General features: G+C 72.4%; 25 protein-coding genes and 1 pseudogene. 10 read left to right on the top strand and 16 right to left on the bottom strand.

The window, feature by feature from the left end; genetic code table 11:
* Positions 1 to 5: 5 nt before the first annotated feature.
* Complete coding sequence (locus ACFC8N_RS13140) at positions 6 to 416, bottom strand: BlaI/MecI/CopY family transcriptional regulator (protein WP_362820103.1); 411 nt, start codon at positions 414 to 416, stop codon at positions 6 to 8.
* Between the two features lie 143 nt (positions 417 to 559).
* Between ACFC8N_RS13140 and ACFC8N_RS13135 the strand changes: the two genes are divergently transcribed.
* The 4 genes from ACFC8N_RS13135 to ACFC8N_RS13120 all read left to right on the top strand — a co-directional run bounded on the left by ACFC8N_RS13135 (position 560) and on the right by ACFC8N_RS13120 (position 4407).
* Positions 560 to 1942: a glycosyltransferase gene (locus tag ACFC8N_RS13135; protein WP_376288146.1), complete on the top strand. Its 1383-nt coding sequence runs from the start codon at positions 560 to 562 to the stop codon at positions 1940 to 1942.
* Positions 1939 to 2736, top strand: coding sequence for a polysaccharide deacetylase family protein (locus ACFC8N_RS13130; RefSeq protein ID WP_376288145.1), 798 nt, complete (start codon positions 1939 to 1941; stop codon positions 2734 to 2736). The genes ACFC8N_RS13135 and ACFC8N_RS13130 overlap by 4 nt, the downstream gene beginning before the upstream one ends.
* 101 nt (positions 2737 to 2837) lie before the next feature.
* Positions 2838 to 3503, top strand: coding sequence for a DedA family protein (locus tag ACFC8N_RS13125; protein ID WP_376288144.1), 666 nt, complete (start codon positions 2838 to 2840; stop codon positions 3501 to 3503).
* 172 nt (positions 3504 to 3675) lie between these two features.
* Entirely contained in the window at positions 3676 to 4407 is a 732-nt protein-coding gene (locus ACFC8N_RS13120) for a polysaccharide deacetylase family protein (protein ID WP_376288143.1), read from the top strand.
* Between the two features lie 48 nt (positions 4408 to 4455).
* On the opposite strand, the gene ACFC8N_RS13115 is transcribed toward ACFC8N_RS13120, so the two are convergent.
* The 5 genes from ACFC8N_RS13115 to ACFC8N_RS13095 form a co-directional block, all read right to left on the bottom strand.
* Positions 4456 to 5724 carry a P-loop NTPase fold protein gene (locus ACFC8N_RS13115; RefSeq protein ID WP_376288142.1) on the bottom strand — a complete coding sequence of 423 codons (1269 nt, stop codon included), beginning with the start codon at positions 5722 to 5724 and terminating at the stop codon, positions 4456 to 4458.
* 135 nt (positions 5725 to 5859) lie between these two features.
* Positions 5860 to 6435, bottom strand: coding sequence for a TerD family protein (locus ACFC8N_RS13110; protein WP_071371142.1), 576 nt, complete (start codon positions 6433 to 6435; stop codon positions 5860 to 5862).
* Between the two features lie 135 nt (positions 6436 to 6570).
* Entirely contained in the window at positions 6571 to 6864 is a 294-nt protein-coding gene (tatA, locus tag ACFC8N_RS13105) for a Sec-independent protein translocase subunit TatA (protein WP_356024123.1), read from the bottom strand.
* A 94-nt stretch (positions 6865 to 6958) separates the two neighbouring features.
* A complete protein-coding gene (locus ACFC8N_RS13100) occupies positions 6959 to 7651 on the bottom strand; it encodes a lytic transglycosylase domain-containing protein (RefSeq protein ID WP_376288141.1) in 693 nt (230 codons plus the stop codon).
* Positions 7652 to 7731: 80 nt separating this feature from the next.
* A complete protein-coding gene (locus ACFC8N_RS13095) occupies positions 7732 to 8601 on the bottom strand; it encodes an NAD(P)H-binding protein (protein WP_376288140.1) in 870 nt (289 codons plus the stop codon).
* Between the two features lie 92 nt (positions 8602 to 8693).
* Here ACFC8N_RS13095 and ACFC8N_RS13090 point away from each other — a divergent pair, with 92 nt between their 5' ends.
* Positions 8694 to 9437, top strand: a complete 744-nt coding sequence (locus tag ACFC8N_RS13090; protein ID WP_376288139.1) for a TetR/AcrR family transcriptional regulator — start codon at positions 8694 to 8696, stop codon at positions 9435 to 9437.
* Between the two features lie 122 nt (positions 9438 to 9559).
* Here ACFC8N_RS13090 and ACFC8N_RS13085 read toward each other — a convergent pair.
* A pseudogene (locus tag ACFC8N_RS13085) lies at positions 9560 to 10348 on the bottom strand (LysR family transcriptional regulator); the annotation flags it as partial.
* Entirely contained in the window at positions 10345 to 10551 is a 207-nt protein-coding gene (locus ACFC8N_RS13080; RefSeq protein WP_376288138.1) for a hypothetical protein, read from the bottom strand. The gene ACFC8N_RS13080 and the pseudogene ACFC8N_RS13085, both read right to left, overlap by 4 nt.
* An 83-nt stretch (positions 10552 to 10634) precedes the next feature.
* On the opposite strand from ACFC8N_RS13080, the gene ACFC8N_RS13075 reads away from it, so the two are divergent.
* Positions 10635 to 10964: a hypothetical protein gene (locus tag ACFC8N_RS13075; protein WP_376288137.1), complete on the top strand. Its 330-nt coding sequence runs from the start codon at positions 10635 to 10637 to the stop codon at positions 10962 to 10964.
* Between the two features lie 106 nt (positions 10965 to 11070).
* Here the strand turns inward: ACFC8N_RS13075 and ACFC8N_RS13070 are convergent, their stop codons facing one another.
* The 4 genes from ACFC8N_RS13070 to ACFC8N_RS13055 are packed head-to-tail and all read right to left on the bottom strand — an operon-like array spanning position 11071 to position 14847.
* Positions 11071 to 11739, bottom strand: a complete 669-nt coding sequence (locus ACFC8N_RS13070) for a response regulator transcription factor (protein WP_356024109.1) — start codon at positions 11737 to 11739, stop codon at positions 11071 to 11073.
* Positions 11736 to 12998: a histidine kinase gene (locus ACFC8N_RS13065; RefSeq protein WP_356024283.1), complete on the bottom strand. Its 1263-nt coding sequence runs from the start codon at positions 12996 to 12998 to the stop codon at positions 11736 to 11738. The genes ACFC8N_RS13070 and ACFC8N_RS13065 overlap by 4 nt, the downstream gene beginning before the upstream one ends.
* Before the next feature lie 59 nt (positions 12999 to 13057).
* Positions 13058 to 13903 carry an ABC transporter permease gene (locus tag ACFC8N_RS13060; protein ID WP_356024106.1) on the bottom strand — a complete coding sequence of 282 codons (846 nt, stop codon included), beginning with the start codon at positions 13901 to 13903 and terminating at the stop codon, positions 13058 to 13060.
* Positions 13900 to 14847 carry an ABC transporter ATP-binding protein gene (locus tag ACFC8N_RS13055; RefSeq protein ID WP_356024104.1) on the bottom strand — a complete coding sequence of 316 codons (948 nt, stop codon included), beginning with the start codon at positions 14845 to 14847 and terminating at the stop codon, positions 13900 to 13902. Before ACFC8N_RS13055 ends, ACFC8N_RS13060 begins: the two co-directional genes overlap by 4 nt.
* A gap of 364 nt (positions 14848 to 15211) precedes the next feature.
* Between ACFC8N_RS13055 and ACFC8N_RS13050 the strand changes: the two genes are divergently transcribed.
* Complete coding sequence (locus tag ACFC8N_RS13050) at positions 15212 to 16099, top strand: MBL fold metallo-hydrolase (RefSeq protein ID WP_376288136.1); 888 nt, start codon at positions 15212 to 15214, stop codon at positions 16097 to 16099.
* Positions 16100 to 16168: 69 nt separating this feature from the next.
* On the opposite strand, the gene ACFC8N_RS13045 is transcribed toward ACFC8N_RS13050, so the two are convergent.
* The 3 genes from ACFC8N_RS13045 to ACFC8N_RS13035 all read right to left on the bottom strand — a co-directional run bounded on the left by ACFC8N_RS13045 (position 16169) and on the right by ACFC8N_RS13035 (position 19654).
* A complete protein-coding gene (locus ACFC8N_RS13045) occupies positions 16169 to 18349 on the bottom strand; it encodes an MMPL family transporter (protein WP_362822879.1) in 2181 nt (726 codons plus the stop codon).
* Between the two features lie 166 nt (positions 18350 to 18515).
* A complete protein-coding gene (locus ACFC8N_RS13040) occupies positions 18516 to 19172 on the bottom strand; it encodes a maleylpyruvate isomerase N-terminal domain-containing protein (protein ID WP_356024097.1) in 657 nt (218 codons plus the stop codon).
* A gap of 119 nt (positions 19173 to 19291) precedes the next feature.
* Positions 19292 to 19654: a 5-carboxymethyl-2-hydroxymuconate delta isomerase gene (locus tag ACFC8N_RS13035; protein WP_356024095.1), complete on the bottom strand. Its 363-nt coding sequence runs from the start codon at positions 19652 to 19654 to the stop codon at positions 19292 to 19294.
* A 173-nt stretch (positions 19655 to 19827) separates the two neighbouring features.
* Here ACFC8N_RS13035 and ACFC8N_RS13030 point away from each other — a divergent pair, with 173 nt between their 5' ends.
* The gene (locus ACFC8N_RS13030; RefSeq protein ID WP_376288135.1) at positions 19828 to 20508 is read left to right on the top strand and encodes a hypothetical protein; all 681 of its coding nucleotides are present in this window, start codon (positions 19828 to 19830) and stop codon (positions 20506 to 20508) included.
* A gap of 142 nt (positions 20509 to 20650) precedes the next feature.
* Complete coding sequence (locus tag ACFC8N_RS13025; protein WP_376288134.1) at positions 20651 to 21349, top strand: TetR family transcriptional regulator; 699 nt, start codon at positions 20651 to 20653, stop codon at positions 21347 to 21349.
* A 194-nt stretch (positions 21350 to 21543) separates the two neighbouring features.
* Here the strand turns inward: ACFC8N_RS13025 and ACFC8N_RS13020 are convergent, their stop codons facing one another.
* Entirely contained in the window at positions 21544 to 22869 is a 1326-nt protein-coding gene (locus ACFC8N_RS13020) for a hydrolytic protein (RefSeq protein WP_376288133.1), read from the bottom strand.
* A gap of 269 nt (positions 22870 to 23138) precedes the next feature.
* On the opposite strand from ACFC8N_RS13020, the gene ACFC8N_RS13015 reads away from it, so the two are divergent.
* Positions 23139 to 23831, top strand: a complete 693-nt coding sequence (locus tag ACFC8N_RS13015) for a LuxR C-terminal-related transcriptional regulator (RefSeq protein ID WP_362822875.1) — start codon at positions 23139 to 23141, stop codon at positions 23829 to 23831.
* The last annotated feature ends 112 nt before the right edge of the window (positions 23832 to 23943 follow it).

Genomic DNA, 23943 nt, shown 5'->3' with positions numbered 1-23943 from the left:
CCGTCTCAGTGTCCGGCGCCGTCGCGGCCGGGGTGGTCCTCGGGCCCGGACAGCAGATACTGGAGCAACCGCTCGTCCCGCGCGGACAGTTCGGAGACGAAGCGGGTCAGCACCGCCTCGCGGTCGGAACCGCCCTCCAGGAGCGATTTCATGCGGTGGGCGGTGTGAGAGGCCTCGTCACGGGCAGGCTCGTAGGCGTAGCCCCGGCCGGCGCGGTGCCGGACGAGCATGCCCTTGTCGTACAGCCGGGACAGGATCGTCAGGACGGTCGTGTAGGCGAGATCGTCCGGCAGTCCCGCCAGGACCTGGCGTGCCGTCAGCGGTCCGTCCGCGGACCAGAGGGCGGCGAGCACATTGCTCTCCAGTTCGCCGCGCGCCCGCCTGCCGGGTGTGCCGCCATCCCTGAAGCCGTTCACCGTTCGCCCTTTCGTTGCCTTGCCGCAGTCCAGGCTACCCGGCGGTCTCCTACTAGTTGTAGGAGGTATGCTCCGGGCTTTGAAACAGGAACTACTACAACTTGTAGTTTCGTACTCCTTCACCTGCGCGCAGAGGACAGCCCATGGCCAATCCCGGACGTACGCTGCCGAGGCCCGCGCCCGCGGGCGTCCCGCCGGTGCCCCGCGACGCGACCACGGCCTCGCGCCGCGTCGCGATCGTCTCGGCGAGCGTCGGCGCCGGCCACGACGGTGCCGCCGCCGAACTGGAGCGCCGCCTCGTCGCGGACGGCTTCGTCGTCGACCGGCACGACCTGCTGGACCTGCTGCCCGCCGGTCTCGGCCGCGCCGTCCGGGACGGCTACCACCGCATGCTCGTCGCCGCCCCCTGGGCCTACCAGCGGCTCTACGCCGGGACCGAGCGCGCCGGCGGCAGCGGTCCCGCGGCGCGGGCCCTGCTGCGCGCCGCCGAGGAGCGCGTGCTGCGCGCGCTGCACCCGGACGCCGGCGCGGTCGTGTCCACGTACCCGGGCGCCAGCCGCGTGCTCGGCAACCTGCGCCTGGCCGGCCGCCTGGCCGTCCCGGTGGTCACCTACCTGACCGACTTCTCGGTGCACCCGCTGTGGGTCGCGGACGGCGTGGACGTCCACCTCGCCGCCCACGCGGTGCCCGCGACGCAGGCGCGCGCGGCCGGAGCCCGCGACGTGCGGGTGCGCGGACCGGTCACCGACCCCCGCTTCCGCCCCGGCGACCCGCTCGAACGCGCCCGTGCGAGGGCTCGGTTCGGGCTGCCGGAGCACGCCCCGCTGGCCCTGCTGGTCGCCGGGTCCTGGGGGGTGGGACCGGTCCGGCAGGTCGCCGGAGAGCTGCGCGACTGCGGGGCCGCCGTCCCGGTCGTGGTCTGCGGTCGCAACGAGGCCCTGGCCCGGCAGCTGCGGGCGGACGGGATCACGTACTCCTACGGCTGGGTCGACGACATGCCCGGCCTGATGCACGCGGCGGACGTCCTGGTGCAGAACGCCGGCGGGCTGACCTCCCTGGAGGCGTTCGCCGCGGGCCTGCCCGTGGCCAGCTACCGCTGCATACCGGGCCACGGACCGGCCAACGCCGCCGCCCTGGACGAGGCGGGCGTGGCCGTGTGGATCCGGGACCCGGCCGACCTGAAGGGTGTGCTGGGCGAGCTGGTCGGCGGCCCGCTGGGGCAGCGGCAGCGCGAGGCAGGGCTCGCCCTGTTCGCGCCCGTCCCGGCCGACGGCCCCGCGGCCGAGATCGCCCGCCTCCACCGCCCTGGCCCGCCGCCCCCGCCGCCGGGACCGGGCCGACGGCGGAGGTTGCGTACCCGGCGGCTCGCGGTCACCGGCGCCGCGGCCTGCGCGGTGTGGGCAGGCGCCGTCGGCACCGGGGTCGTGACGACCTACGACGGACCGGCGCTGATGCGCACCCTGGGCCACGGCCTCGACCTGGACCGGCTCGCGCCGGCGTTCACCGAAGAAGGGCACCACTCGTGACGACCTCCCGCCCCCTGCGCACGGCCGCACTGGCCGCCGTGCCCGCCGCCGCCCTTGCCGCGGTGCACTGCGCTCCCGTCGTCTCCACCTTCGGGCCCCTGCGCAACCGCACCATGCCGCGCCTGTCCGGCCGGGGCCGCGCGGACCACGTCGCCCTCACCTTCGACGACGGACCCGACCCGCTGTCCACGCCGTTCTTCCTGCGGTCGCTCGACCGGCGCGGAGTGCGCGCCACCTTCTTCCTGCTGGGCAGCGAGGCACATCGCTCCCCCGGCGTGGTGCGCGAGATCGCGGCGGCCGGCCACGAGATCGGCATCCACGGCTGGCTGCACCGGCCGCTGCTGCTGCGGGGCCCGCGCGCGACGTACGACGACTTCGCCCGCGCCCGCGCCACGGTCGCCGACATCACCGGGACGCCGCCGACGCTCTTCCGACCGCCGTACGGGGTCATGTCCACCGCAGCCCATGTGTCGGCCCGGCGCCTCGGGCTCACCCCCGTGCTGTGGACCTGCTGGGGGGAGGACTGGACGGCACGGGCCACGCCCGAGTCCGTCCACCGGACGGTGACGGCGGACCTCGACGGCGGCGGCACGATCCTGCTGCACGACTCGGACTGCACCTCCGCCCCCGGCGCCTGGCGCTCGGCCCTCGGCGCGCTGCCCCGTATCCTCGACACCTGCGCGGAGCGGGGCTACGAGGTCGGCCCGATCCGCGACCACGGGTGGCCGGGCCTCGCCACGGCTCCCGACGTTCACCCTGCCGGTGCCGGTGCCCCGGGCAGCTCCGGCCGTTAGACACCGGGAGCGCCGCACGCGTCCCCACTCGTCCTGATCAGTTCACGGATCGTCCTCATGCTTTGCATGCCTGTCGTCACCCTCATGGAGGCTCGGGGTCTATGACCACACCCACGCATCTCGCCGCGCAGCTGGCCGTCAACGTGCTGGACGCCCATTCGCTGCTGGCCGCGTTCGGCGTCCTCGGCGTCGGCGTGGTGATGTTCGCCGAGACGGGGCTCCTCATCGGCTTCTTCCTGCCCGGGGACACACTGCTGTTCACCGCGGGCCTGCTCTGCACGGGCTCGTCCGAGCAGGGCCTGCACCTCTCGCTCGGGCCCCTGCTGGTCTCGGCCGCGGTCGGCGCGCTGGCCGGCGCCCAGGTCGGGTATCTCCTCGGCCGCAAGGCGGGCGGGGCCCTGCTCGCCCGCAGCCGCTCGAAGAAGCTGCGCGAGGGAGCGCAGCGGGCCGAGGAACTGCTGGAGCGGTACGGGCACGCGAAGGCCGTCGTCCTGGCCCGTTTCGTACCGGTGGTGCGGACGGTGCTCAACCCGATGGCGGGCGCCCTGGGCGTACCGGTGCGGACGTTCACGCTCTGGCAGGTCGTCGGCGGGCTGGTGTGGAGCCTCGGCCTCACGCTCGGCGGATACGCGCTGGGGTCCTCGATCCCGAACGTCGACCGCTATCTGCTGCCGCTGGTCGCCCTGATCGTGGTCCTCTCGCTCATCCCGCTGCTCGCCGAGGTCCTGCGCGCCCGCCGGGCGACGCGCGCACAGGAGGAGCGCTGACCGCTGCGCGGGAGCGGCGCGAGGCGCCGTCCGCGAGTCCGTCGTGCCTCGTCGCCCCCCCTGCCGGGGGGGCGGCTGTTCTCAGCCTGCTCTTACCCGCTGGGACGAAGCTGGTGACGTGCCGGGGCCGGTCCCCGGCCTCCGGGACGGAAGGAGACGGAAGGAGAAGGGCATGTCCGGCTTCCGGCACGGGCTTCTTCCCCGCGCGCTCGTTCCCCTGGCGGCCGTCGGGCTGCTGTCCGTGGGCATGGCCGCACCCGTCGCCGCGGCCGGGCCGGCCCACCGGGTGGACTGCCGGGTCACCCGATGTGTCGCCCTGACCTTCGACGACGGACCGACCCCGTACACGGCCCCGATCCTGGACACGCTGCAACGAGCGCACGTCCCGGCCACGTTCTTCCTCATCGGGCCGCACGCGCTGCGCTACCGGGCGGACGTGCTCAGGGAGTACCACGCCGGCGACGCGATCGGCGACCACACCGTGACCCACCCGCATCTCACCCGTCTCCCGCTCGCCCGGATCGAGTACGAGATCGGCATCGCCGCACGGCAGATCGCCTCCGTCACCGGGCGGCGGCCGACGCTGTTCCGGCCGCCGTTCGGGGCGTGGGACGCGCGGGTGCGGGCGGCAGCCGCCGCGGAGGGCATGTCGGTGATCATGTGGAGCGTCACCGCCCGGGACTGGAAGTTCCACGATCCGCCCGCCATCGAGCACCGGGTGCTGAGCCGGGTACGGCCGGGCGCGATCGTCGTCCTGCACGACCGGTACGCCACCACCCCGCCGGCCGTCCCCACGATCGTCCGCGCGCTCCGGGCCCGCGGCTACCATCTGGTCACCGTCCCCCAACTGTTCGGCTCCGCAGGGGACTTGATCCCCGGCCAGGTCTATCACCACGGCCCCTGAGCGCCGCCCGCAGCCAGGTTCAGCGGTGCGCGGCGGGCGGACCCGGGGCTACTGCGGATCGACCGGGCCGGCGGTGCTGCGCAGGGTGCTGATCATCTCCTGGACGACCGGGCCGGCCGGCGGTCGCAGGCGCTCCCCGCCGCTGTGGGTGAAGAGGCGCTCCAGGACCGCGTCACCGGCGAAGTCACGCAGGTGCTCGGGGAGTTGCAGGGTGTTCTGCCGGCCCATCGGATTGATCTGGACCTGCTCGAACCACCTGACCAGCGTCTGCCAGGACTCCGGATCGACGCTCAGCACGTGGAAGAAGCCGCGGTGCAGCGTGCGGATGATGAGCAGCGCCGCCAGCTGGAGGCGGTACTCCCGGTCGATCCGGCCGGCCGGCAACTGGGCGCGGGAGACGGCCAGTGCCATGTTGAAGACGTTGACGTAGCGCTTGAGCCGGCGCGGATTGGCTCCCAGGCCGCGCTGGAGCAGTTCCCAGAAGAGGGGGTCGTCCGCCAGCTCCGAGACGTAGGGCGTGAAGGCCTCGCGGAGGGTGCCGAAGCCCACGTCCGGGAGGAAGAACGGCAGTTGGACGATCTTTTCGAGGTAGGCCATGCCGGAGGCGACCTCGGCCGGGGCCCCTTTGAGGGATTCGCCGAACTTGTTGGTGGCGATCGCCGCCAGTACGTCGACGTCCATGGCGAGGACGAAGACACACTGCGACTGGGCCAGGAAGAGCTTCAGCGACTCCAGCACCGTCATCGCCGACTCGGGGGTGCAGCGGTCGAGGTCGTCCACGAAGACCACCAGCCGCCCGTCCTCGCCGACGAACTCCCGTACGGCATCGGCGAAGTCGGTCTCGAAGTGGTTCACCTGCCGGTACTGCTCCGCGTCCCCCTCGGACAGGCCCTTCAGCAGATCGTCGACGTCCTCGCGCTTGATGACGCCGCCGGTGCCGAGCGCCACCGCGGCGCCCAGACCGGCACGGACCGAGAGCCAGGTCGCGGCCTTGGCCAGCCGGACGGCCTTGTCCCGGAGGGTCGGCACCTGTTCCATCTCGGCGAGGATGGTGTGCAGCAGCGCGGCCCAGACCTCGACCTTGCGGTCGTACTTCCAGGGGTTGAACCAGATCGTCCGGGTGGCGCCGGCCTCGAACCGCCGCTCCCACAGCCGCAGGAAGCTCGACTTGCCCGCACCCCAGGAGCCGAACACGCCAACGGTCAGCGGCAGCGGTGCGGCCTGCTCCACCGCCGCGTGCAGGACGTCGACGTACGGGCCGAAATGGAACGAGTCGTCCTGCGGGCCGGTGACCGGGTTGTCGGTGAGGGGACGCAACGAGGCTGCTCCTGTCTGCGGAAGTCACCTGCCCCGAGGGCGGGTTCGGCTGCCCAGTCTGTCAGGAGAGCTGGAGATCCGGCGCCCCCCTTCCCACGGCACCGGCGGGGAGAAGGGGCCGGGCGGCCGGTTCCGTCAGACGTTGACGCCGAAGTCCTGGGCGATGCCGCGCAGGCCGGAGGCGTAGCCCTGGCCCACCGCGCGGAACTTCCACTCGGCGGCGTGCCGGTACAGCTCGCCGAAGACCATCGCGGTCTCGGTCGAGGCGTCCTCGGAGAGGTCGTAGCGGGCGATCTCCTGGTCGTTCGCCTGGTTCACGACGCGGATGAACGCATTGCGCACCTGGCCGAAACTCTGGCCCCGGACGTCGGCATCATGGATGGAGACGGGAAAGACGATCTTGGCGATCTCGCCCGGCACGGCGGCCAGGTTCACCTTGATCGACTCGTCGTCACCCTCGCCCTCACCGGTGAGGTTGTCCCCCGTGTGCTCGACGGATCCGTCGGGGCTCTTGAGGTTGTTGTAGAAGACGAAGTGCTGGTCGGAGACCACTTTCCCGGAGGCGTCGCAGAGCAGGGCGGAGGCGTCCAGGTCGTAGTCCGCGCCCGTGGTGGTCCGGACGTCCCAGCCCAGTCCGACCACCACGGCGCTCAGGCCCGGTGCCTGCTTGCTCAGCGACACGTTGCCGCCCTTGCCCAGGGAAACTCCCACGACTCGTCCTTCCGACTGCGGTCCTGTGTCCGTTCACTGGGTTGAACGTCCTGCTCACCGTCGCGGTTCCATAATTTGCGCAAAGGTTGAACCGTCGCGGGGTCAGGCAACGGTCGGGGAGCGCGGGGGGCCGCGTCAGTGCGCCGCGTGGTTCTCCGTCGCCGGTGCGGTGGTCTCCGTCGCCTCGGACGCGCCCTTGGCGAGGCGGGGGGCCGCCGCAGGGGTCGCGGCCGTGTCCGTGCCCTCGGCGGGAGCGGTGGCCGGCGCGGGGGCGTCGTCCTCCTTCATGGCCTTGGCCTCGCTCTTGAGGATGCGCATGGACTTGCCCAGGCCTCGGGCCGCATCCGGCAGCTTCTTCGACCCGAACAGCAGGATGATGATGATCGCCACGACCAGCAGGTGCCAGGGTTCCAGTCCGTTGCGGAGCATCGCGCCCACCCCTCTCTAGATTGCCTTTTTGCGCAACTGTACAACCGTGTCCGTGCCGCGTCCCCGGGCGGGCGCCGGAGATCGGCAATCGCTTTCAGTCCGCGCCGACCGCCTTGCCCGCCTTGGCCCAGTTCGCGTGCAGACGGTCCAGGTACGAGCGGGCCTGGCTGCCGGGGCTCGCGCCGCGGGCGAAGGCGAGCATGTTGCCCGCGCCCGCGTTGTAGCCGAGCGCCAGCAGGTCGTCCTTCGAGTAGGCGGTGGTCCGGCCGGCGGGCAGCTGGTCCGCCAGGTCGTGCAGGTACCAGGCCTCGGCCTCGATCGCGAGGCTGCGGTCGTCCGGCAGCTCGTCCCAGCTTCGGCGTGCGAAGTCCCGGCCCTGTTTGACCCCGTCGAAGGTGGCACGGTGCATGTTCGCGATGCCGAAGGCCGCGTCCGGCTTGTACTTCTGCCAGGCCCGCTCGAAGGCCGGGTCGTGCGGTTTGTAGGCCTCGTTGTAGAGGATCGCCATCAGCAGCTGGGCGCTGACGCCGGTCTGCCGGGCCCGGGTGCGGACCTGCGCGGCGTACTGGGCGGGGTCGTACGACGAGGCGGCCGAGGGAGTGGAGGCGGGAGGCGAGGCGCCGGACGAGGGGGTCGGCGCGGCGGCCGACGCCTTCGCCGGTGGCGGGGTGTCGTCGCCGTCGTCGTCGCCGAAGAGTCCCGCGGCGCGCAGGACGACGTACAGCGCCAGGGCGAGGACCGCCACGGCGAGCCAGCGGTGGCGCCTCGGTCGCACGGAATCCGGCATGCCCGTCCCCTCCGGGAGTCGGCCGCGCACGCCGATGCGACCACCTGGCGGATCGCCCGGCGCACACGCGCCGGATCAGTTTAGGCACCGCCCCCTGACAGCCGGTCGCGCAGCACCGTGTCCATCGTCACCGGTTCGCGGCCGAGGAGGTCCGGCAGAGCCGGGTCGGCGGCGCCGAACTCGCCGGCCCGGCTCGCGGCGAATATGCCCAGCAGCTGGTCGGCGACCTCGGCGGGGGCGCCCTGACCCACCATCCGCTCCCGGAACAGCTCGTCGGACACGACCGTCCTCTTGACGGCACGGCCCGTCAGTTCGGTGGCGAGGGCGGCGATGTCGGCGAAGGTCAGGGCCTGACCGGCGGTGAGCGATGGCGTGGGGCCGTCGAAGCGGCCCTCGTCGGCCAGGACGACGGCGGCGGCCTCGGCGAGGTCGTCGTGCGTGGTCCAGCACACGGGCCCGTCCTCCGGGAGGGCGATCTCGCCGGTCTCCAGGGCGGAGCCGAGGAACAGCAGCGCGCTGGCGGCATGGAAGCCGTTGCGCAGCGAGGTGAACGGCACGCCGCAGTCGCGCAGCGCGGACTCGGTGGCGGCGTGGTCGCGGCAGGCCTGGAAGTGCGAGGTGGCCGAGGCGCCCATCTGGCTGGTGTAGAGGATGCGGCGGGCGCCTGCCGCGACGGCCGCCCCGATGGCGCCGCGATGCTCCCGCACGGTCTCCTCGCCCATTTTGTCGACGGAGACCAGGAGCACCTGGGTGGCGCCCTCGAAGGCGTGGGCGAGGCTCGCGGGATCGGTGAAACTGCCCTGCCGCACCCGAACTCCGCGGTCGGCGAGGACCTGCGCCTTGCTCGGGTCGCGGACACTCACGCCGACATGCTCCGCGGGGATCCGCGTCAGCAGTCGGTCGACGACACGGCGTCCGAGGTGTCCGTTGGCTCCGGTCACGATGATCACGATGCACTCCGGAAGGTAGGAGTTCCAGTGGAATCACATTGACGATACCATCGATACTAACGAAGGAAACGGAAATTCGATATCGTTGATACATGCCGTCCTCCTCACACAGCAGAAGCGGTGCCGCCGCCGATCCCGCTCCCGCCTCTCCCGGTCACGAGCAGCCCCGGCAGCGGATCGTCGAGGCCGCGATCGGCCTGCTGGAATCCGGGGGCCGCGACGCGGTCACCACCCGTGCGGTCGCCGACGCGGCGGGCGTCCAGCCGCCCGCCATCTACCGCCTGTTCGGCGACAAGGACGGGCTGCTGGAGGCGGTGGCCGAACACGGCTTCGCCACGTTCCTCGCGTCCAAGCGCGTCGACCCGCATCCCCCGGACCTCATCGAGGACCTGCGGGCCGGATGGGACCTCGCGGTCGAGTTCGGACTGACCCATCCCGCGCTCTACACGCTGATGTACAGCGAGCCCTCGGCGACCGCGTCCGCCGCCTACCGGACCGGCATCGAGATCCTGCGGGGCCGCATCCGGCGCCTGGCCGCCGGCGGCTGGTTGCGCGTGGACGAGGAACTGGCGGCCGCGATCATCCATGCCACGGCACGCGGCGCGGTGCTCACCTGGCTGTCCCTGCCCGAAGGCTCCCGCAGGTCCGCCCTGTTGACGGCCCTGCGGGAGGCCATGGTCACCGCCGTCACCCACGCGGAGCCGGCCGTACGGAAGCCGGGCCCGGCCGGCGCGGCCCGGGCCCTGCGCGCCGCGCTCCCCGACCAGACGGCCCTCAGCGGCGCGGAACAGCACCTCCTGCGCGAGTGGCTCGGCCGCCTCGCCACCGAGGACTGAGGAGTCGCGACACCGCGACGGAGCGACGCCGGACGGCCGTACCGCACCCGCACCCGCACCCGCTTGCCCGGCGACCGAGCGGACTTCCGCCAGGTGGCGGCCCGTCCGCGGGCGACATCGCGCAGCAGGCCGAGGAAGACCTCGGCGAGCGGGGTGAGCGTCGTGTTGGCCTGGGTGACCGCGTGGATCTCGCGGTCCGGCCGCGGCCGGACGAGTTCGCGGTGCGTGGTGCCCGGCGTGTCGGTCAGGGCCAGGCGCGAGACCAGGGCCACGCCGCTGCCCGCGCCGACCAGTGCCCGGGCCACGTCGTAGGACTCCGCCTCGAAGCGCACCCTGGGCCTGAAGCCGGCTGCGCCCGCGGCCCGGTCGAACTGCTCCCGGGCCGAGTGACCGGCCGGGATCGCCACCCAGGACGCATCGCGCAGCCGCTCCGGACGCAGCGGGCTGCCCGGCGGTGTGCGGGCGGGCGGCGGACGGCCGTCGGGCAGGACGACGACCATGGGGTCGTGCAGCAGCCGGTGCGCGCGCACGCGCTGCGGCAGTTCGGGGGCGGCGCCGAAGAAGGCGACGACCGCCAGGCCCAGGCGGCCTGCGGTGATCTCGCCCAGCCCGCGGTCCGACGCGAGGCCGACCACGGAGACATCGGCCTCCGGATGGCGGTGGCGCAGGGCGGTCGGCGCCGGTGGCACCAGGTGCAGCGCGGCGGCCTGGAAGGCGCCGACCCGCAGGCGCAGGGACAGATGGCCGAGGAGCGCCCCCATGTCCGTGGCCGCCTGCTCCGCCGCCGCGTCGACGGTCCGTCCGTGCACGGCGAGCAGGGCGCCGGCCTCGGTGAGGGTCGCGCCGCGGGGCCCGCGCAGCACGAGCGGCACCTGCCATTGGCGTTCGGCCCTGGCCACCTGCTGGGTCACGGCGGCCGGCGTGAGCCGCAGGGCATGGGCGGCCGAGGTGAGCGAGCCTGCTCCTCGATCAGGGCGAGCAGGCCCGCGATCGTGCCCCGGGCCGTACGCAGTCCGCTCGACAGCACCTGACGGATCATGACGGCCTGACCGGCGCCGGGCAGCATGGCCGGCAGCCAGGTGGTGACCAGGAACGCGGGCAGACGGCTGGGCACGGGTCGGCCTTCCCTTCGGGATCGTCGGTCGGTGCGGGACGTCTCCAGGCTCGCCGAACGCGACGGGCCTGCTCCTGTGGTCCGTGGCCGCCGCGGCCGGTCTGTCCGCCGTCCTGCTCGCCGGCCCCCGTGCCTGCGCCGCGATCCGCATCGTCGGCGGGGTCGTCCTGGTCGCGCCCGGGATACGGACGCTGTGGTCCGTACGCCGGTCCGCCACGGGCTCCGGGATCGGCGGCTCCCCGGCCGCCGCGACCGGCGGAACCGGCTTCCGCGGCGGCTTCGCCACAGGGCTCGGCACCAGTCTGGGCAACCCCAAGGCGGGGTGTTCGCGGTCTCGGTGCTGCCTCGGTCCGTCACGGCGAGCGGCCCGTGCTGCTCGCCCTGGGGGGGTGGCGGTCACCGCCGGAGTGTGACGCGGCGCCGGGGTGACCGGGGCCCCGGGCCCTGTCGTTGCGTTCCCGTCCGCTCGCGATGCCTGGCACACCATCCGGGCGACGACGGGGGAGGTGACGACAGCGCCTAGCGGGCGTTCGGGCGGGCGAGCCCGTGGTCGTAGGCGAAGATCACGGCCTGGATGCGGTCGCGGGCGCCGATCTTGGCCAGGACGCGGCCGACATGGGTCTTGACCGTGGACTCGGACAGGACGAAACGGGTGGCGATCTCACCGTTGGTCCAGCCCTTGCCGACGGCGACCAGGATCTCGCGCTCGCGGTCGGTGAGGGACCGCAGCCGGGCGTCGTCGGTGCCGTCGCCGCCGGGCACGGGACCGTAGCGGGCGAACTCGTCCAGGAGGCGGCGGGTCAGGGACGGGGCGATGACGGCGTCACCGGCGGCGACGGCGCGGATTCCGGCGAGGAGTTCCTCGGGACGCGCGTCCTTCAGCAGAAAGCCGCTGGCCCCGGCCCGGAGCGCGGCGTGGACGTACTCGTCCAGGTCGAAGGTGGTCAGCACGAGGACCCGGGAACGGTCGCCTGCGGCGGTGATGCGCCGGGTGGCCTCGATGCCGTCCATGCCCGGCATGCGGACGTCCATCAGGACGACGTCGGGGCGCAGCTCGGCGGCCTTGCGGACGGCCTCGCCGCCGTGCGCCGCCTCGCCGACGACCTCCGTCTCGGCGACGGCGTCGAGGAGCATGCGGAACCCGAAGCGCTGCAGCGGCTGGTCGTCCACGACGAGCACGGTCGTCACCGGTCACCCCTCTCGGGGGTCAGGTCGAGGGTGGCCGCCACGGCCCAGCCCCCGCCGGGCGCGGGGCCGGCGCTGACGTGTCCGCCGTAGAGCGCGGCTCTCTCTCGCATGCCCACCAGGCCGTGTCCTTCCTCGTTCGGCGGTGCCGGGTGCCCGGCCGCCGGTCCGTCGTCCCGGACCCGGACGAGCAGGCGGGTGTCCTCGACGACCACGGACAGTGTCACCCGGGTGTCGGCTCCGGCGTGCTTCAGGGTGTTCGTGAGGGCCTCCTGGACGATGCGGTAGACCGCCAGCTGCACCCCGCTGTCCAGGGCGTCCACGTCGCCGACGGTCCGGTAGACGACGTCCAGGCCGGCCGTGCGGACACCGTCGCACAGCGTCGGGAGGTCCGCGATGCCGGGCTGGGGACTGAGCTCGGGCGGCCGGGGAGTGTCGTCGTCCGGGTCCTCGCGGAGCACGCCGAGGACGCGCCGCAGCTCGCCGAGGGCCATGCGGCCGGTGTCACCGATGAGTTCGAGCGCCTGCTTGCCGCGCTCGGGGGCCGCGTCCGTGGCGTACGCGCCGGCGTCGGCGAGAGTGATCATGACGGAGAGGTTGTGCCCGACGATGTCGTGCATCTCACGGGCCACCCGGGCGCGTTCGGCGGCGGCCGCGAGCCTGCTGCGCTGGTCGCGCTCGATCTCCAGGCGGGCCGCGCGGTCGCGCAGCCCGGCGAGCTGGGCCCGGCGGATCCGGACCATCAGCCCGAGCGCCAGGGCCGCGATCGTCATGCTGAGCAGGACGAACAGCGCGTCCCATACGGACACCGCCGCCGACGCGCGGAGCGCGACCAGGATGATCGCGGCGGCCATGACCCCGCCGGCCCACGGCCACTGCCGCGGTCTTCCGTGCAGGGTCAGGCTGTACAGCGCGATGAACAGGGCGACGTCCGCGTGCAGTACGGCACCGAGGGACCACTGGACGACGAAGACGGCCGCGACGGCACCGAAGGCGGCCATGGGGCGGCGGCGCCGCCACAGCAGCGGCAGCACGAGCCCCGTCTGAACGGCCAGCATGGCGGCCCGGGGAAGCTGGGTGAAGGCGAGCCGCAGGTGGCGGGGGGCGTCGCCGTCCCCGGTGTGCCCGTGCAGCAGGTCCGGCAGGCAGAACAGCAGGAAGACGACGACCACCACCGCGGTGTCCAGCACCCAGGGGTGGGCGCGGTCGGCCTGCCGCAGCCGCTGCCCGGCCCGGGAGATCCGGGCCAGCAGCGGCCCCATGCCGCCGATGTCGTCGGTGGTGGTCGTCAAAGGTGTCACCTGCCCATGGTGCAGGGCGGTCAGACGTCGCTGCGCACCAGCCGGTACGCCGCACCGGCCAGCGCGAGTGCCGTCCAGCCGAGGAAGACCAGCAGTCCGGCGGTGGGCGACAGGGTGGTGCTGTCGTGGGTGAGGGCGAACAGCGACTCGCCGGCGTTGCTCGGCAGGTACGGGTTGATGTTGTCCTGCCAGGAGCTGGGCAGCAGCGAGATCAGGCCGGGGATCAGCATGAGCGTCGCCACCAGGACCGAGATGCCGCCGGCGACGGAGCGCAGCAGCGCGCCCAGGGCGGCGCCGATGACACCGACCAGGCCGAGGTACAGCCCGGCGCCGAGCAGGCTGCGGGCGACGCCGGCGTGCGAGAAGCCCATCGCGGCGGGCGTGCCGGAGATCATCCCGCTGCCGATCCCGAAGGTGACGAACGCGCCGAGGGTCGCCACCACGAGCGCGACGAGCCCGTACACGGCCGCCTTCGACCACAGCACGGGCAGCCGGCGGGGTACGGCGGCGAGCGTGGAGCGGATCATGCCGGTCGAGTACTCGCCCGCGGTGACGAGGACGCCGAGGACGCCGAGGGCGAGCTGGGCGAAGTGCGTACCGAAGAGGGACAGGCTGACGGCGGTGGAGCGGGCGAAGTCCCCGTCCATGTGGTGGCCCGAGTCGATGTTGGACTTGTAGCGGGCGGAGGCGATCAGCCCGAACGCGACCATGAACAGCAGGGCCAGGCCGAGGGTGATCCAGGTCGACCGCAGCGTCCAGAGCTTGGCCCACTCCGAGGAGAGCACCCGCCGGCCGGTGACCCGGTAGGCGGGGCGGGCGGGAGCGGCGGCGGGCGCCTCGGCCTCCGTGGTGGTCAGGGTGCTCATGCGGGCCTCCCGGCGGCTTCCAGCGTCTCGGTGGCGGTGGTGGAGCCGTGGTACTCGACGGCGTCCCTGGTCAGGTTCATGAAGGCCTCCTCCAGCGAGACCGTCCGCGGGGTCAGCTCGAACAGCGCGATGCCGTGCTCGGCCGCCGTCGACCCGATCTCACGGGCGCTCAGGCCGGTGACCTGGAGTTCCTCCGAGCCGATCCGGCCGGTGATGTCGACGCCGGGCCCGGCCAGGACGTCCCGCAGCCGCGCCGGGTCGCCCGTGACGACCTTCACCGCGTCGCCGCCCGCCTCCGCGATCAGGTCCGGCACGGTGGTGTCGGCCAGCAGCCGGCCGCGCCCCACGATGATGAGGTGGTCGGCCACCAGGGCCATCTCGCTCATCAGGTGGGAGGACACGAACACGGTCCGGCCCTCGTCGGCGAGCGCCTTGAGGAGGTTGCGGATCCAGAGCACGCCTTCCGGGTCCAGTCCGTTGACCGGCTCGTCCAGCATCACCGTCTGCGGGTCGCCGAGGAGCGCGGCCGCGATGCCGAGCCGCTGGCCCATGCCGAGGGAGAAGGCTCCGGCGCGCTTCTTCGCCACGCTGCCGAGACCGGCGAGGTCGATGACCTCGTCGACCCGGCTGCGGGGGATCCCGTGGGTCAGCGCGAGCGCGCGCAGATGGTGGTAGGCCGAGCGGCCCGGGTGGATCGACTTCGCCTCCAGCAGCGCGCCGACCTCCTGAAGGGGCGCCTGGTGCCGGGCGTAGGGCCGGCCGTTGACCGTGACCGAGCCGCTGGTCGGGGCGTCGAGCCCGACGATCATGCGCATGGTCGTGGACTTCCCGGCGCCGTTGGGGCCGAGGAAGCCGGTCACGGTACCGGGTTTGACGGTGAAGTCCAGCCCGTCTACGGCCGTCTTCTCGCCGTACCTCTTGGTCAGCTGCTGTGCCTCGATCATGCGCGTTCTCTCTGTCGGACGCGGCGCCCGCCGACAACCGCCGGGGCCCACCGACCACGCTAAGATCCACACCCCCCGGATCCCGTGGTACCGGGGACTGAACCCGGCCCGGGGCGTGGTACCCGGGTACTACGACCGCCGCCCGCACCGGGCTCGGGGGTGCCCCGATGCCGGTGCCGGCCTGGTTCGACACGGCCGGCTCCGCGGCCCGGAGCGACGCACTCGACGCCCGTCAAGGCCGTCCGAGAGCAGCGCGCCCGCGCAAGTACAAGGCCCGGACCCCCTTCCGATACGCGTCCGGCGCGGGATACCTCTGAAGGGTCGGCAACAGGGGCGGCGAGCGCCGCGAGGAGAGGAACGGGCCATGGGCGACGAACAGTTACGGGACGGCTGGTACGTGGACGACCGCTGCACGAACTGCGACGTCGCCCGGCAGCTGGCCCCCGGCCTGATCGGCGAGGTCGACGGCCGCTCGGTGGTCCTGCGCCAGCCGCGCGACCGGGACGAGGTGCGGCGGATGCACCTGGCCGCGAACGCGTGCCACACCCGGTCCGTGCGCCCTCCGACCGGACGGCTGGACGCGGCCCAGGACCCCTTCCCGCTGGCCCTCGACGACGCCGTGTTCCTGTGCGGGCACAACTCCCCGCGCACCGCGGGCGCCAACTCCTACCTGCTGCGCCGCCCCGACGGCACCGCGATGCTGGTGGACACCCCGCGCTGGAGCACGACGCTGGCCGATCGCTACGAGGGACTGGGCCCTGTCACCGACGTCCTGCTCACCCACCGCGACCACGTGGCGCACGGCCGCCGGTACGCCGACCGGCTCGGCGCGCGGCTGTGGATCCACGAGGGCGACCTCGACGCGGCGCCGGACGCCGACCGCGTGCTGCGCGGCACCGACCCGACGCAGATCGCCGACGGCGTGACCGCCTTCCCGCTGCCCGGACACACCAGGGGCAGCGTGCTGTTCGTCGCGGACGAGCGGTACTGCTTCAGCGGCGACAGCTTCTACTGGTCGCGCGGTACCGGGGACATCGAGGTGGCCGAGACCGTCACCTGGTACTCCATCGGCGAGTTGGCGTCCTCGCTGGCCCGCACCGTCGACCGGCTGCGCTTCGAGTGGCTGCTGCCGGGCCACGGCGACCGATGCCACCTCCCGGCCGACGACATGACGGCACGGCTGCGCCGCCTGGCGGCACGCACCCGCGAACTGCGGCCCCAGCCCATCGACTTCACGGCGGTGCGCTGGTGACAGCGACGCGAAGGGGAGTCCTGCCGGGCCGGTGCGGTCCGGCAGGACTCCCCTGTGGTCAGGCTGCCGCTAGTTGAGGTGTCCGCCGACGGAGTCCCGGTCGGTGCCGGGAGCCGGGACGGAACCGTAGCCGGCGGTGCCCGCCATGGCCGTCGGCTCCTCGGCCTGGTCGCCGTGGCCCGGCCACCATGCGGCGTGGCCGATCAGGGCGGTGAGGCTCGGCGTGAAGAACATCGCCATGACGAACGCGGCGACGATGATGCCGAAGGAGACCGCGAAACCCATCTCCGTGAGCAGCGAGTTGCCTGCCAGCATCATCGTGGCGAAGGTCGCCGCCAGGATGAACCCGGCCGCGGCCACGGTCGGTCCGGCTTGCCTCAGCGCCATGCCGGCCGCCTCGCGCGGCTCGCGGCCCTCGCGGGCCTCCTCGCGCAGCCGGGCGATCATGAGGATGTTGTAGTCGGTACCGATGGCGACCACGAACAGATACATGATCACCGGGAGCATGAACATCAGCCCCGAGTGCCCCTCCCCGTTCTGGAAGATCCACACGGTGGCGCCGAGGGTGGCGCCGAAGCCGAGGCCCACCGAGGCCATCAGGTACAAGGGGGCGACCACGCTGCGCAGCAGCAGGCCCAGGATGACCATGATGAGGAGCGCGGCCACCGGGAAGACCGTCTTGTAGTCGTGGTTGACCGCGGTGTCGATGTCCTTGTAGATCGAGGACAAGCCGCCGACGACCGCCTTGGTGCCCTCGGGCGCGTCGGAGTGGGCGACGTCGCGCACCCTGCCCACCGCGTCTATCGCCTTGTCCGTCGACGCCTCGTACTTGAGCGTGACGGTGAAGTCCGCGGTGGTGCCGTCCTTGCTCACCTGGCTCATCCGGACGTTCGCGACGCCGTCCACGGCCCCGAGCTTCTGCGCGTACGCGGTGAACCCGGCCTTGTCCAGCGGTTTGCCGTCGGTGCTGGACAGATAGACGTCGGTGGGCGCGGCGGCGCCCGCCGAGTACGCCTTCTGCATCTGGTCCTGGACGACCATGGACTCCTTGGTCTTCGGCATGGAGCCGGACGCCAGGTCGAACGTGGCCTTGAAGCCGAGCGTGCCGAGCGACAGGGCGACCAGGACGAGACCGGAGATCACGGCCGTCAGCGCCGGGCGGCGCTGGACTCCGCGGCCGAGGGCGGCGAACCGGGCGTTCTCCGGCTCCCGCTGCCAGGACTTCGACGGCCAGAAGACCTTCGGTCCGATGAGCGAGACCACGGCCGGGATCAGGGTCAGACCGGCGACCAGGGTGACGCCGACCGCGATGGCGAGGGCCGGGCCCATCTGCTTGAGGAAGCCCAGCGTGGACAGCACCAGCGCCAGGAAGGCGATGATGACCGCACCGGCGGCCGAGGCGATGGCCTCGCCGACCCGGCCCACGGCGTTGACCATGGCCAGTTTGGGCTCGTCACCGGCGCGCAGGCGTTCGCGGTAGCGGAACATCAGGAACAGGAAGTAGTCCGTACCCACACCGAAGAGCACGACGATCAGGATCGACGAGATCGAGCTGTTGGCCTGGAGGTCGAACAGCTTGGTGGCGTACGCGATCAGCCCGTTGGCGATGCCCGCGACCAGACCGATGAGCACCAGCGGCAGTACGGCCAGGATCGGCGCCCGGAAGATGATCAGCAGGGTCACCAGGATGATCGCGAAGGTGCCGAAGCCGATCAGCGCCTGGCCTCGCTTGGACGAGTCCTGCTGGTCGAGGGCCTGTGCGGCGGAGCCGCCGAGCTTGACGTCGAGATGTGTGCCCTTGGTCAGTTGCTTGACGTCGTCGCGCAACACCTTGGCGGCGTCGGCCTGTTTGGGCTGGCCGGCGTTCTTGCTGTCCATCTGGACCAGGGTCATGGAGTACTTGCCGTCCTTGGACGGCGGGCCGGGGACGACCTTCTGCACCTGGTCGATGTGCTTGGCGCCCAGCTCGGTGGTGATCCGGGCGATGTCCTTCTGGTCGGCGGCGGTCAGCTTGCCGCCGTCGGTGCGCTGGTAGAGCGCGATCGCGGACGGGGTGAAGGCGCTGGGGAACGCCTTCTCCTGGGTGACCGCGGCCTTGATGGACTCGTAACTCTTGGGCAGGAAGCTGCTCTCGTCACTGTTCGAGGGCAGACCGGGGGCGGTGGCGATGATCGCCACCGCGGCGATGAGCCATGCCACGATCGTCCACACGGGATGTCGGACGACTGTGCTGCCAATACGTCGGAACATGCGGAAGGTCCTCCTGGGCAGGAAGATCACCGCAGCCCGGGGAGCGGTCCCTGGCATCGGCGACCCCGACCGGAACGCACTGCGCGTACCGGTCGATTGGTTGTCTTGAGGCCACATGGTAGTGACCCGATATGACAGTCATCTCATCAATTGACGAGAGTGTTGCTCAGCCGAGAACGAAGGGGAGTTCCGCGGCGAGTTCTTCACCCAGCTCGTCCCGCTCGGCGGCGGTCGGCCCACGCCGGCCGGTGCCGACCAGCAGGGCGTCCGCGTCGGGGAACGAGGCGGGGAACGTGGTTCCCGCGATCTTCTCCAGTGCGGTGCGCGCCGCCGCGAGGGTCTCGGCGGGCGGCTGGGGTGCGGACGGCAGGTGCGCTATCAGGTCGAGGTGGTGCAGGGTCCACTCGACGACGTACGCGGACAGGTAGTCGCCCGCGGTCAGCACCTCGCCCCGGGTGCTCACGCGCGCGGCCGGATCGGCGAGTTCGGCGGCCCGGCCCGCGGCGGAGCCGACGTCGTCCAGGTGGAACGTGAGCAACCGGGGTTCGCCGTAGGCGGCGGCCAGCCGGGGGATCAGCGCGTCGAGCGGGTCCTCACCGGTCGGGGGCTCGACCAGCTTCCAGTAGCCGACCGCGTCGACGGTCGGCTCGCCCGTGGCGGGCGTGACCAGGGTGATCAGCACGTCCTGGGCGTCGATGACCAGGTGGCACACCAGGTCCCGCACCAGCCAGCCGGCACAGCCCGAGGGCCGTTCGAAGTCCTCGTCCGGGAGTGCGGCGACCGCTGAGCGCAGCGCCGCCCAGGAACGTGAGAAGAGATCCACCGGGGCAACGTAGTGCGGGGGCGGAAGGGCACTCAAGCGAATTCGAGCGGATCGCCGGGGCAGGTCGTTCGGGCGGGTCAGGTGGCGCGGCGGGACCGGGCCAGGACCGGGCCGTGGGCTCAGCGGGCGGACGGCGACAGCCGGTAGGAGGCGGCGAGGTCCCGCACCTCCACCGAGAGGACCGCCTCCGGCGGCACACCCTCGACCCGCAGATGCTTGCCCAGCAGTGCCAGCACCGCCTCGGACAGCCGCGTCTTCTGCGTCTCGGGGCGGCCCGGCATGAGCCCGATCTCCACGTGTACGAAGACCGCCTCCTCGCTCGGCCGGTCCCCCACGAATGTCACCACCGGGCGCAGCATCGTCTTGCACACCCCCGTCGTGCCGGACTCCTCGGCCACGAGCGGGTGCAGCTCCTTCACCAGGGCCGCCGGGTCGAAGGATCCGGCCAGATGGGAGGAGTAGTCGACGGTGAGGTGTGGCATGGAGGACCTTTCACATGATCCCGGTGGTTTCGCTAGGCAACTATTTTCCCTCATGCGATGCGGGGACCGCACCGCACCCTCCGTGCAGCGGCGCGCTCGGCTAAGGTGATCGCCGGCCCGCGACCAGGGGCTTGCACCGGGGGACGAACTGCGTGAGCGCGATTCTTTTCAATGTGACGACGGCATTACTGATGGTGCTGATGCTCAGGGCCGGGGTGCTGCTGATCGGCGAGGACACGATCCGCCGTCGGCCGGTACCGTACGCGGCCGTCGCGGTCACGGCCGTGGCCGTCGGCGCGGTGGTCCTCCAGCTGTGCTGGTCCGGCGCGATGGACGCGCTGGACGGCGATCCGCGCGAGTCCGGCTGGTGGCGGGGGGTGACCTCGGTGTTCATGCAGAACGGCGGGGTGTTCGGCGCCGTCTGGAACATCGTCACGCTCGCCGTGATCGCCGCGCTCGCCCAGTGGTTCTGGGGCGCGCCCCTGATGCTGGTACTGCTCGCCGCCGGCATCCTGCTCCCCGAGCACGTCGACGCGCTGTTCGGCGAGCCGGCCCGCAGCGCCGATCCCCGTGGTTTCGCCGGGAGTTCGGGCGCGACGTACTTCCTCGCCGCGACGCTTGCGGCCGGGCTGGCGCTGACCGCGTCCACCCCGAAGCGGCGGGTGCCGGCCGTGTGCGCGCCCGCGGCCGGGCTCGCGATGTGGCTGGCCCAGGAGAACGGGCACGGCCTGGTCACCTGCTGCGGCTTCGCCCTCGGCGGCGCCGTGCTGCTCATCGGCCGACGCCTGCCGATCCGGTTCGCCCCGGGGACGGCGGCGACGGCCGTACCCTCCTCGGCCGCCACCGAGGGATAGCGCCTCGGCCGGGGCCGCCCACCGGATGGCGGCGGCCCCGGCCGACGGCGCGCGCCCAGGGCGCCCCGGTGGGCACGGGCGGCGACCCGTCTCATGCCCCTGCCATCTCCGCGCGATCACCGCACCGTGGCAGGATGAGCGGGTGAACGAGCAGGTGACACGGGAGACCGAGCCGGGACGGCGGGACCGGAAGAAGGCCGCCACACGCAGCACCCTGCTCCAGACGGCGACACGGATGTTCGCCGAGCGCGGCTACCAGGACACGACGGTCAAGGACATCGCGGCCGCCGCCGGTGTCACCGAGCGCACCTTCTTCCGCTACTTCCCCTCGAAGGAGGACCTCGTCTTCGCCGAGATCCTCGACTTCGTCCCTCTCGTACAACGCGAGATCCTGCGGCGGCCCGCCGACGAGCCGCCCCTGACCGCCGTGCTCAACAGCCTGCTCGCGGCCGCGTCCGGACTCGACGGCGGTCTCGCCATCCTCGTCGTCGGCGCGCCGCCCCGCGCGCTGACCGGCCGGGCGGCCCGGCGCACCCATGTCCTGACCGATTTCGAGGACGGCATCACCGCCGCCCTCGCCGAGCGCTTCGCCGGCCTCGGCCCCGAAGAGCCGCCCCGCCGACGCGCGTTGCGCGCCTCGGTCCTGGCCCGGTCCGCCGTGGCCGCGGTGCGCAGCGCGCTGCTCATCCACGCGGGGGGCGCGGCCGGAACCGGTGCACAGGATGAGGCGGCGGATGGTTCGCGCGGCGCCGCCGAGGCCGGTTCAGCCGAGGTCGACGACTTCGGCACGCTGCTCCAGGACGCGTTCGCGGTCCTGCGGTCCCCGGAGCACAGCGCGTAAACCGGCCAATCCTCCTACGGCCTCGACCACTCCGTCCCGACCGGCCTGATCAGCGCGGACGCCCTGATTCCGGGACGCGCGGCGATACGGGAAACATGCTGTTTACATGTACGCCCGTGTCGGTTTTCGGTCGGAGTGGGAGTCACCTCTTCCCCTCCCGCCGCACGAGGCGAACGATATGCGCAGGAACCACTTCACCGTGTGACATCACTGAGCACACCACTCACGTTCAGGACCTCATGACACTGCGCCGCCTGCTGCCCGGTCGCCGGCGTGCCCGGCTTCGCGCAGTTCACGTTCATGGTGACGGTGGCGTCCGCGGGGATCTTGATGGGGGTGACCCAGTGGTAGTCCTGGTTGCGGAAGGTCTCCAGCGCGATCGTGGTGATCTTCCGGTCGCCGAAGGTGATCGTCAAAAGACCCTCGTCGCCCTGGAAGTTGGCGACCACGATGTCCGTGATGCCGAAGATCTTGCCCTTGGGGACCACATAGGTACCGGTCTTGTTCCCGCCGCCCGCCGTCTGCACGTCGATCGTGGTCGAACTCTGCTGCCCGCTCCCGGACTCCGTGCCGCCGGTACCACCGGTGCCACCGGAACCGCCGTCGCCCTGACCGCCGCCCTGCTGTTTGCCGGTGCCCTTGTCCGCGCCGGTGCCCGGGGACTGCCCGTTCTGGCTGTTGCCGGGGGTCGGCCGGGGCTGGACCACCTCGTTGGCCGCCTGCTTGGCGGCGCTGCGCACCGCCGGGCGGACCAGCGCGAACCAGGCCAGGATGAGCGCGATCAGCGCCGCGAGCACCGCCAGCAGCCACTTCGGGAAGATCGGGATCTGGACGAACTCCGCCTCCAGCGGCGGGCGTACGACGGCTCCGGGCCGCTCGCCCTCGGCCGCCGCCTCGGTGTCCGTCGCGTGCACGGCGAATGGCCAGACCACCGGTTTGCCGAACCAGACCGGTTTGCCGATGCGCGACCGCAGCCGGGTCTCCGCCGACTCACCGGGTTCCAGGGTCAGTTCGGGGGGTGTGAACCCGAACTTCAGCTCCTCTCCCGGCTGCTGCGGCGCGAAGGAGACCCGGGCCGGGGTGTTGCCCTCGTTGCGCACCGCGAGCCGGTAGCGGCCGCGGAGCCAGCCGCGCCGGCGGCGCGGGAGCACCTCGGTGCGCAGCTCGTGGAACGCCTCGATGTGCACCGTGGTCTCGGGGACCGTGACCGATTCGGGGTGCTCGGCCGGCAACACCCGTACGGCCAGCGGGACATCGCCCGCACACACGTCGGGGGAGCGCGGCGGGGCCAGCCGGATGGTCACCGTCTCGGACGTGCCGGGGTAGAGCGAGACCCGCGCGGGTTCCACGGTGGTCCAGGCCGCGCAGTCGCCCACGACCTCCAGGGTGTACGCCTCGACGATGTCGCTGTCGTTGCGAACGGTCAGGCTGGTGGAGGCGGTACCGCCCGGTGTCACGGTCACGGCAGGGATGTCGAGACCGGGCGCTCCGGGGCCGGAAGAGGCAGCAGATGGCGTCACGCCACGACCGTAGAACCGGATCCGGAGCATCGCGAGAGATGCGAGGGCAATTCCCGGGCAGTCGGCATGCCCCCAGCGGTCAAGGCCAACTCCACGGAATGACAGGTCAGTTGAACCCATCACGCGCGGCGCGTGCGCCGCCCTCCGGCGGCGCCCGTTCCGCGCGCCTCCTTGGCCCGGTGCGCCCCTCTCCGTTCTTCTCGTCCTGTCTTCTCGTCCCGTTGAAACAGGTGCTCAGTATGTCCGGCTCCGTGAAGGAGAACCTCCTGATGCCAGCCCGCACGACGCTCACCATCCATCCTCCCGCCACGACCCAGCGAACAGCTCCCGAGGACCGGACGCGCCGGGTCACCGTGGCGGTGTACGCACAGGATCTGGTGCTGCGCATCGGTGTCGTCCACCAGTTGCGCCAGCGTCCCGAGGTGGAGCTGGTCGACGAGGCCGAGGCGGACGGGGCACGGACCTCGCTCGTGATCGTCGACTCCGTGGACGACGATGTCATCGCCCTGCTGCAACGGCTGCAGCGCAATGCCGGCACCCGCACCGGGCTCGTGGTAGGTACGTTCGAGACCGCGGCGTTGCAGCGTGTCATCGAGTGCGGTGTCGCGGCGGTGCTGCGGCGGGCCGAGGCCGACCAGGACCGGCTGCTGCACCTGGTGCTCGCGATGGCCAACGGCGAGGGGGTGCTCCCCGGTGACCTGCTCGGCAAGCTGCTGACTCATGTGGGCGGCCTCCAGCGCTCGGCGCTCGATCCGCACGGCCTCGCCCTGTCCACGCTGACCGCGCGGGAGGCGGACATGCTGCGCCTGGTGGCGGAGGGGTTCGACACGTCGGAGATCGCGCAGAAGACGGCGTACTCCGAGCGGACCGTCAAGAACGTCCTGCACGAGATCACCACCCGGCTGCAACTGCGCAACCGGGCCCACGCGGTGGGCTATGCGCTGCGCAACGGGCTGATATGAAGCGTCAGTTGCGTGCCGGGGCAGACTCCGGACCGTTCTTCGTCCGCGGCGGGCTGATCTGACGAGCCGGTCGGGCAACCGGGCGCGCTGCGGGAATCCCCCCGCCCGCAGC

Source organism: Streptomyces sp. NPDC055966 (assembly GCF_042269865.1).
Classification (GTDB): domain Bacteria; phylum Actinomycetota; class Actinomycetes; order Streptomycetales; family Streptomycetaceae; genus Streptomyces.
The sequence above is the reverse complement of the archived record's forward strand: the minus strand, read 5'-3'. Positions and strand labels throughout refer to the sequence as shown.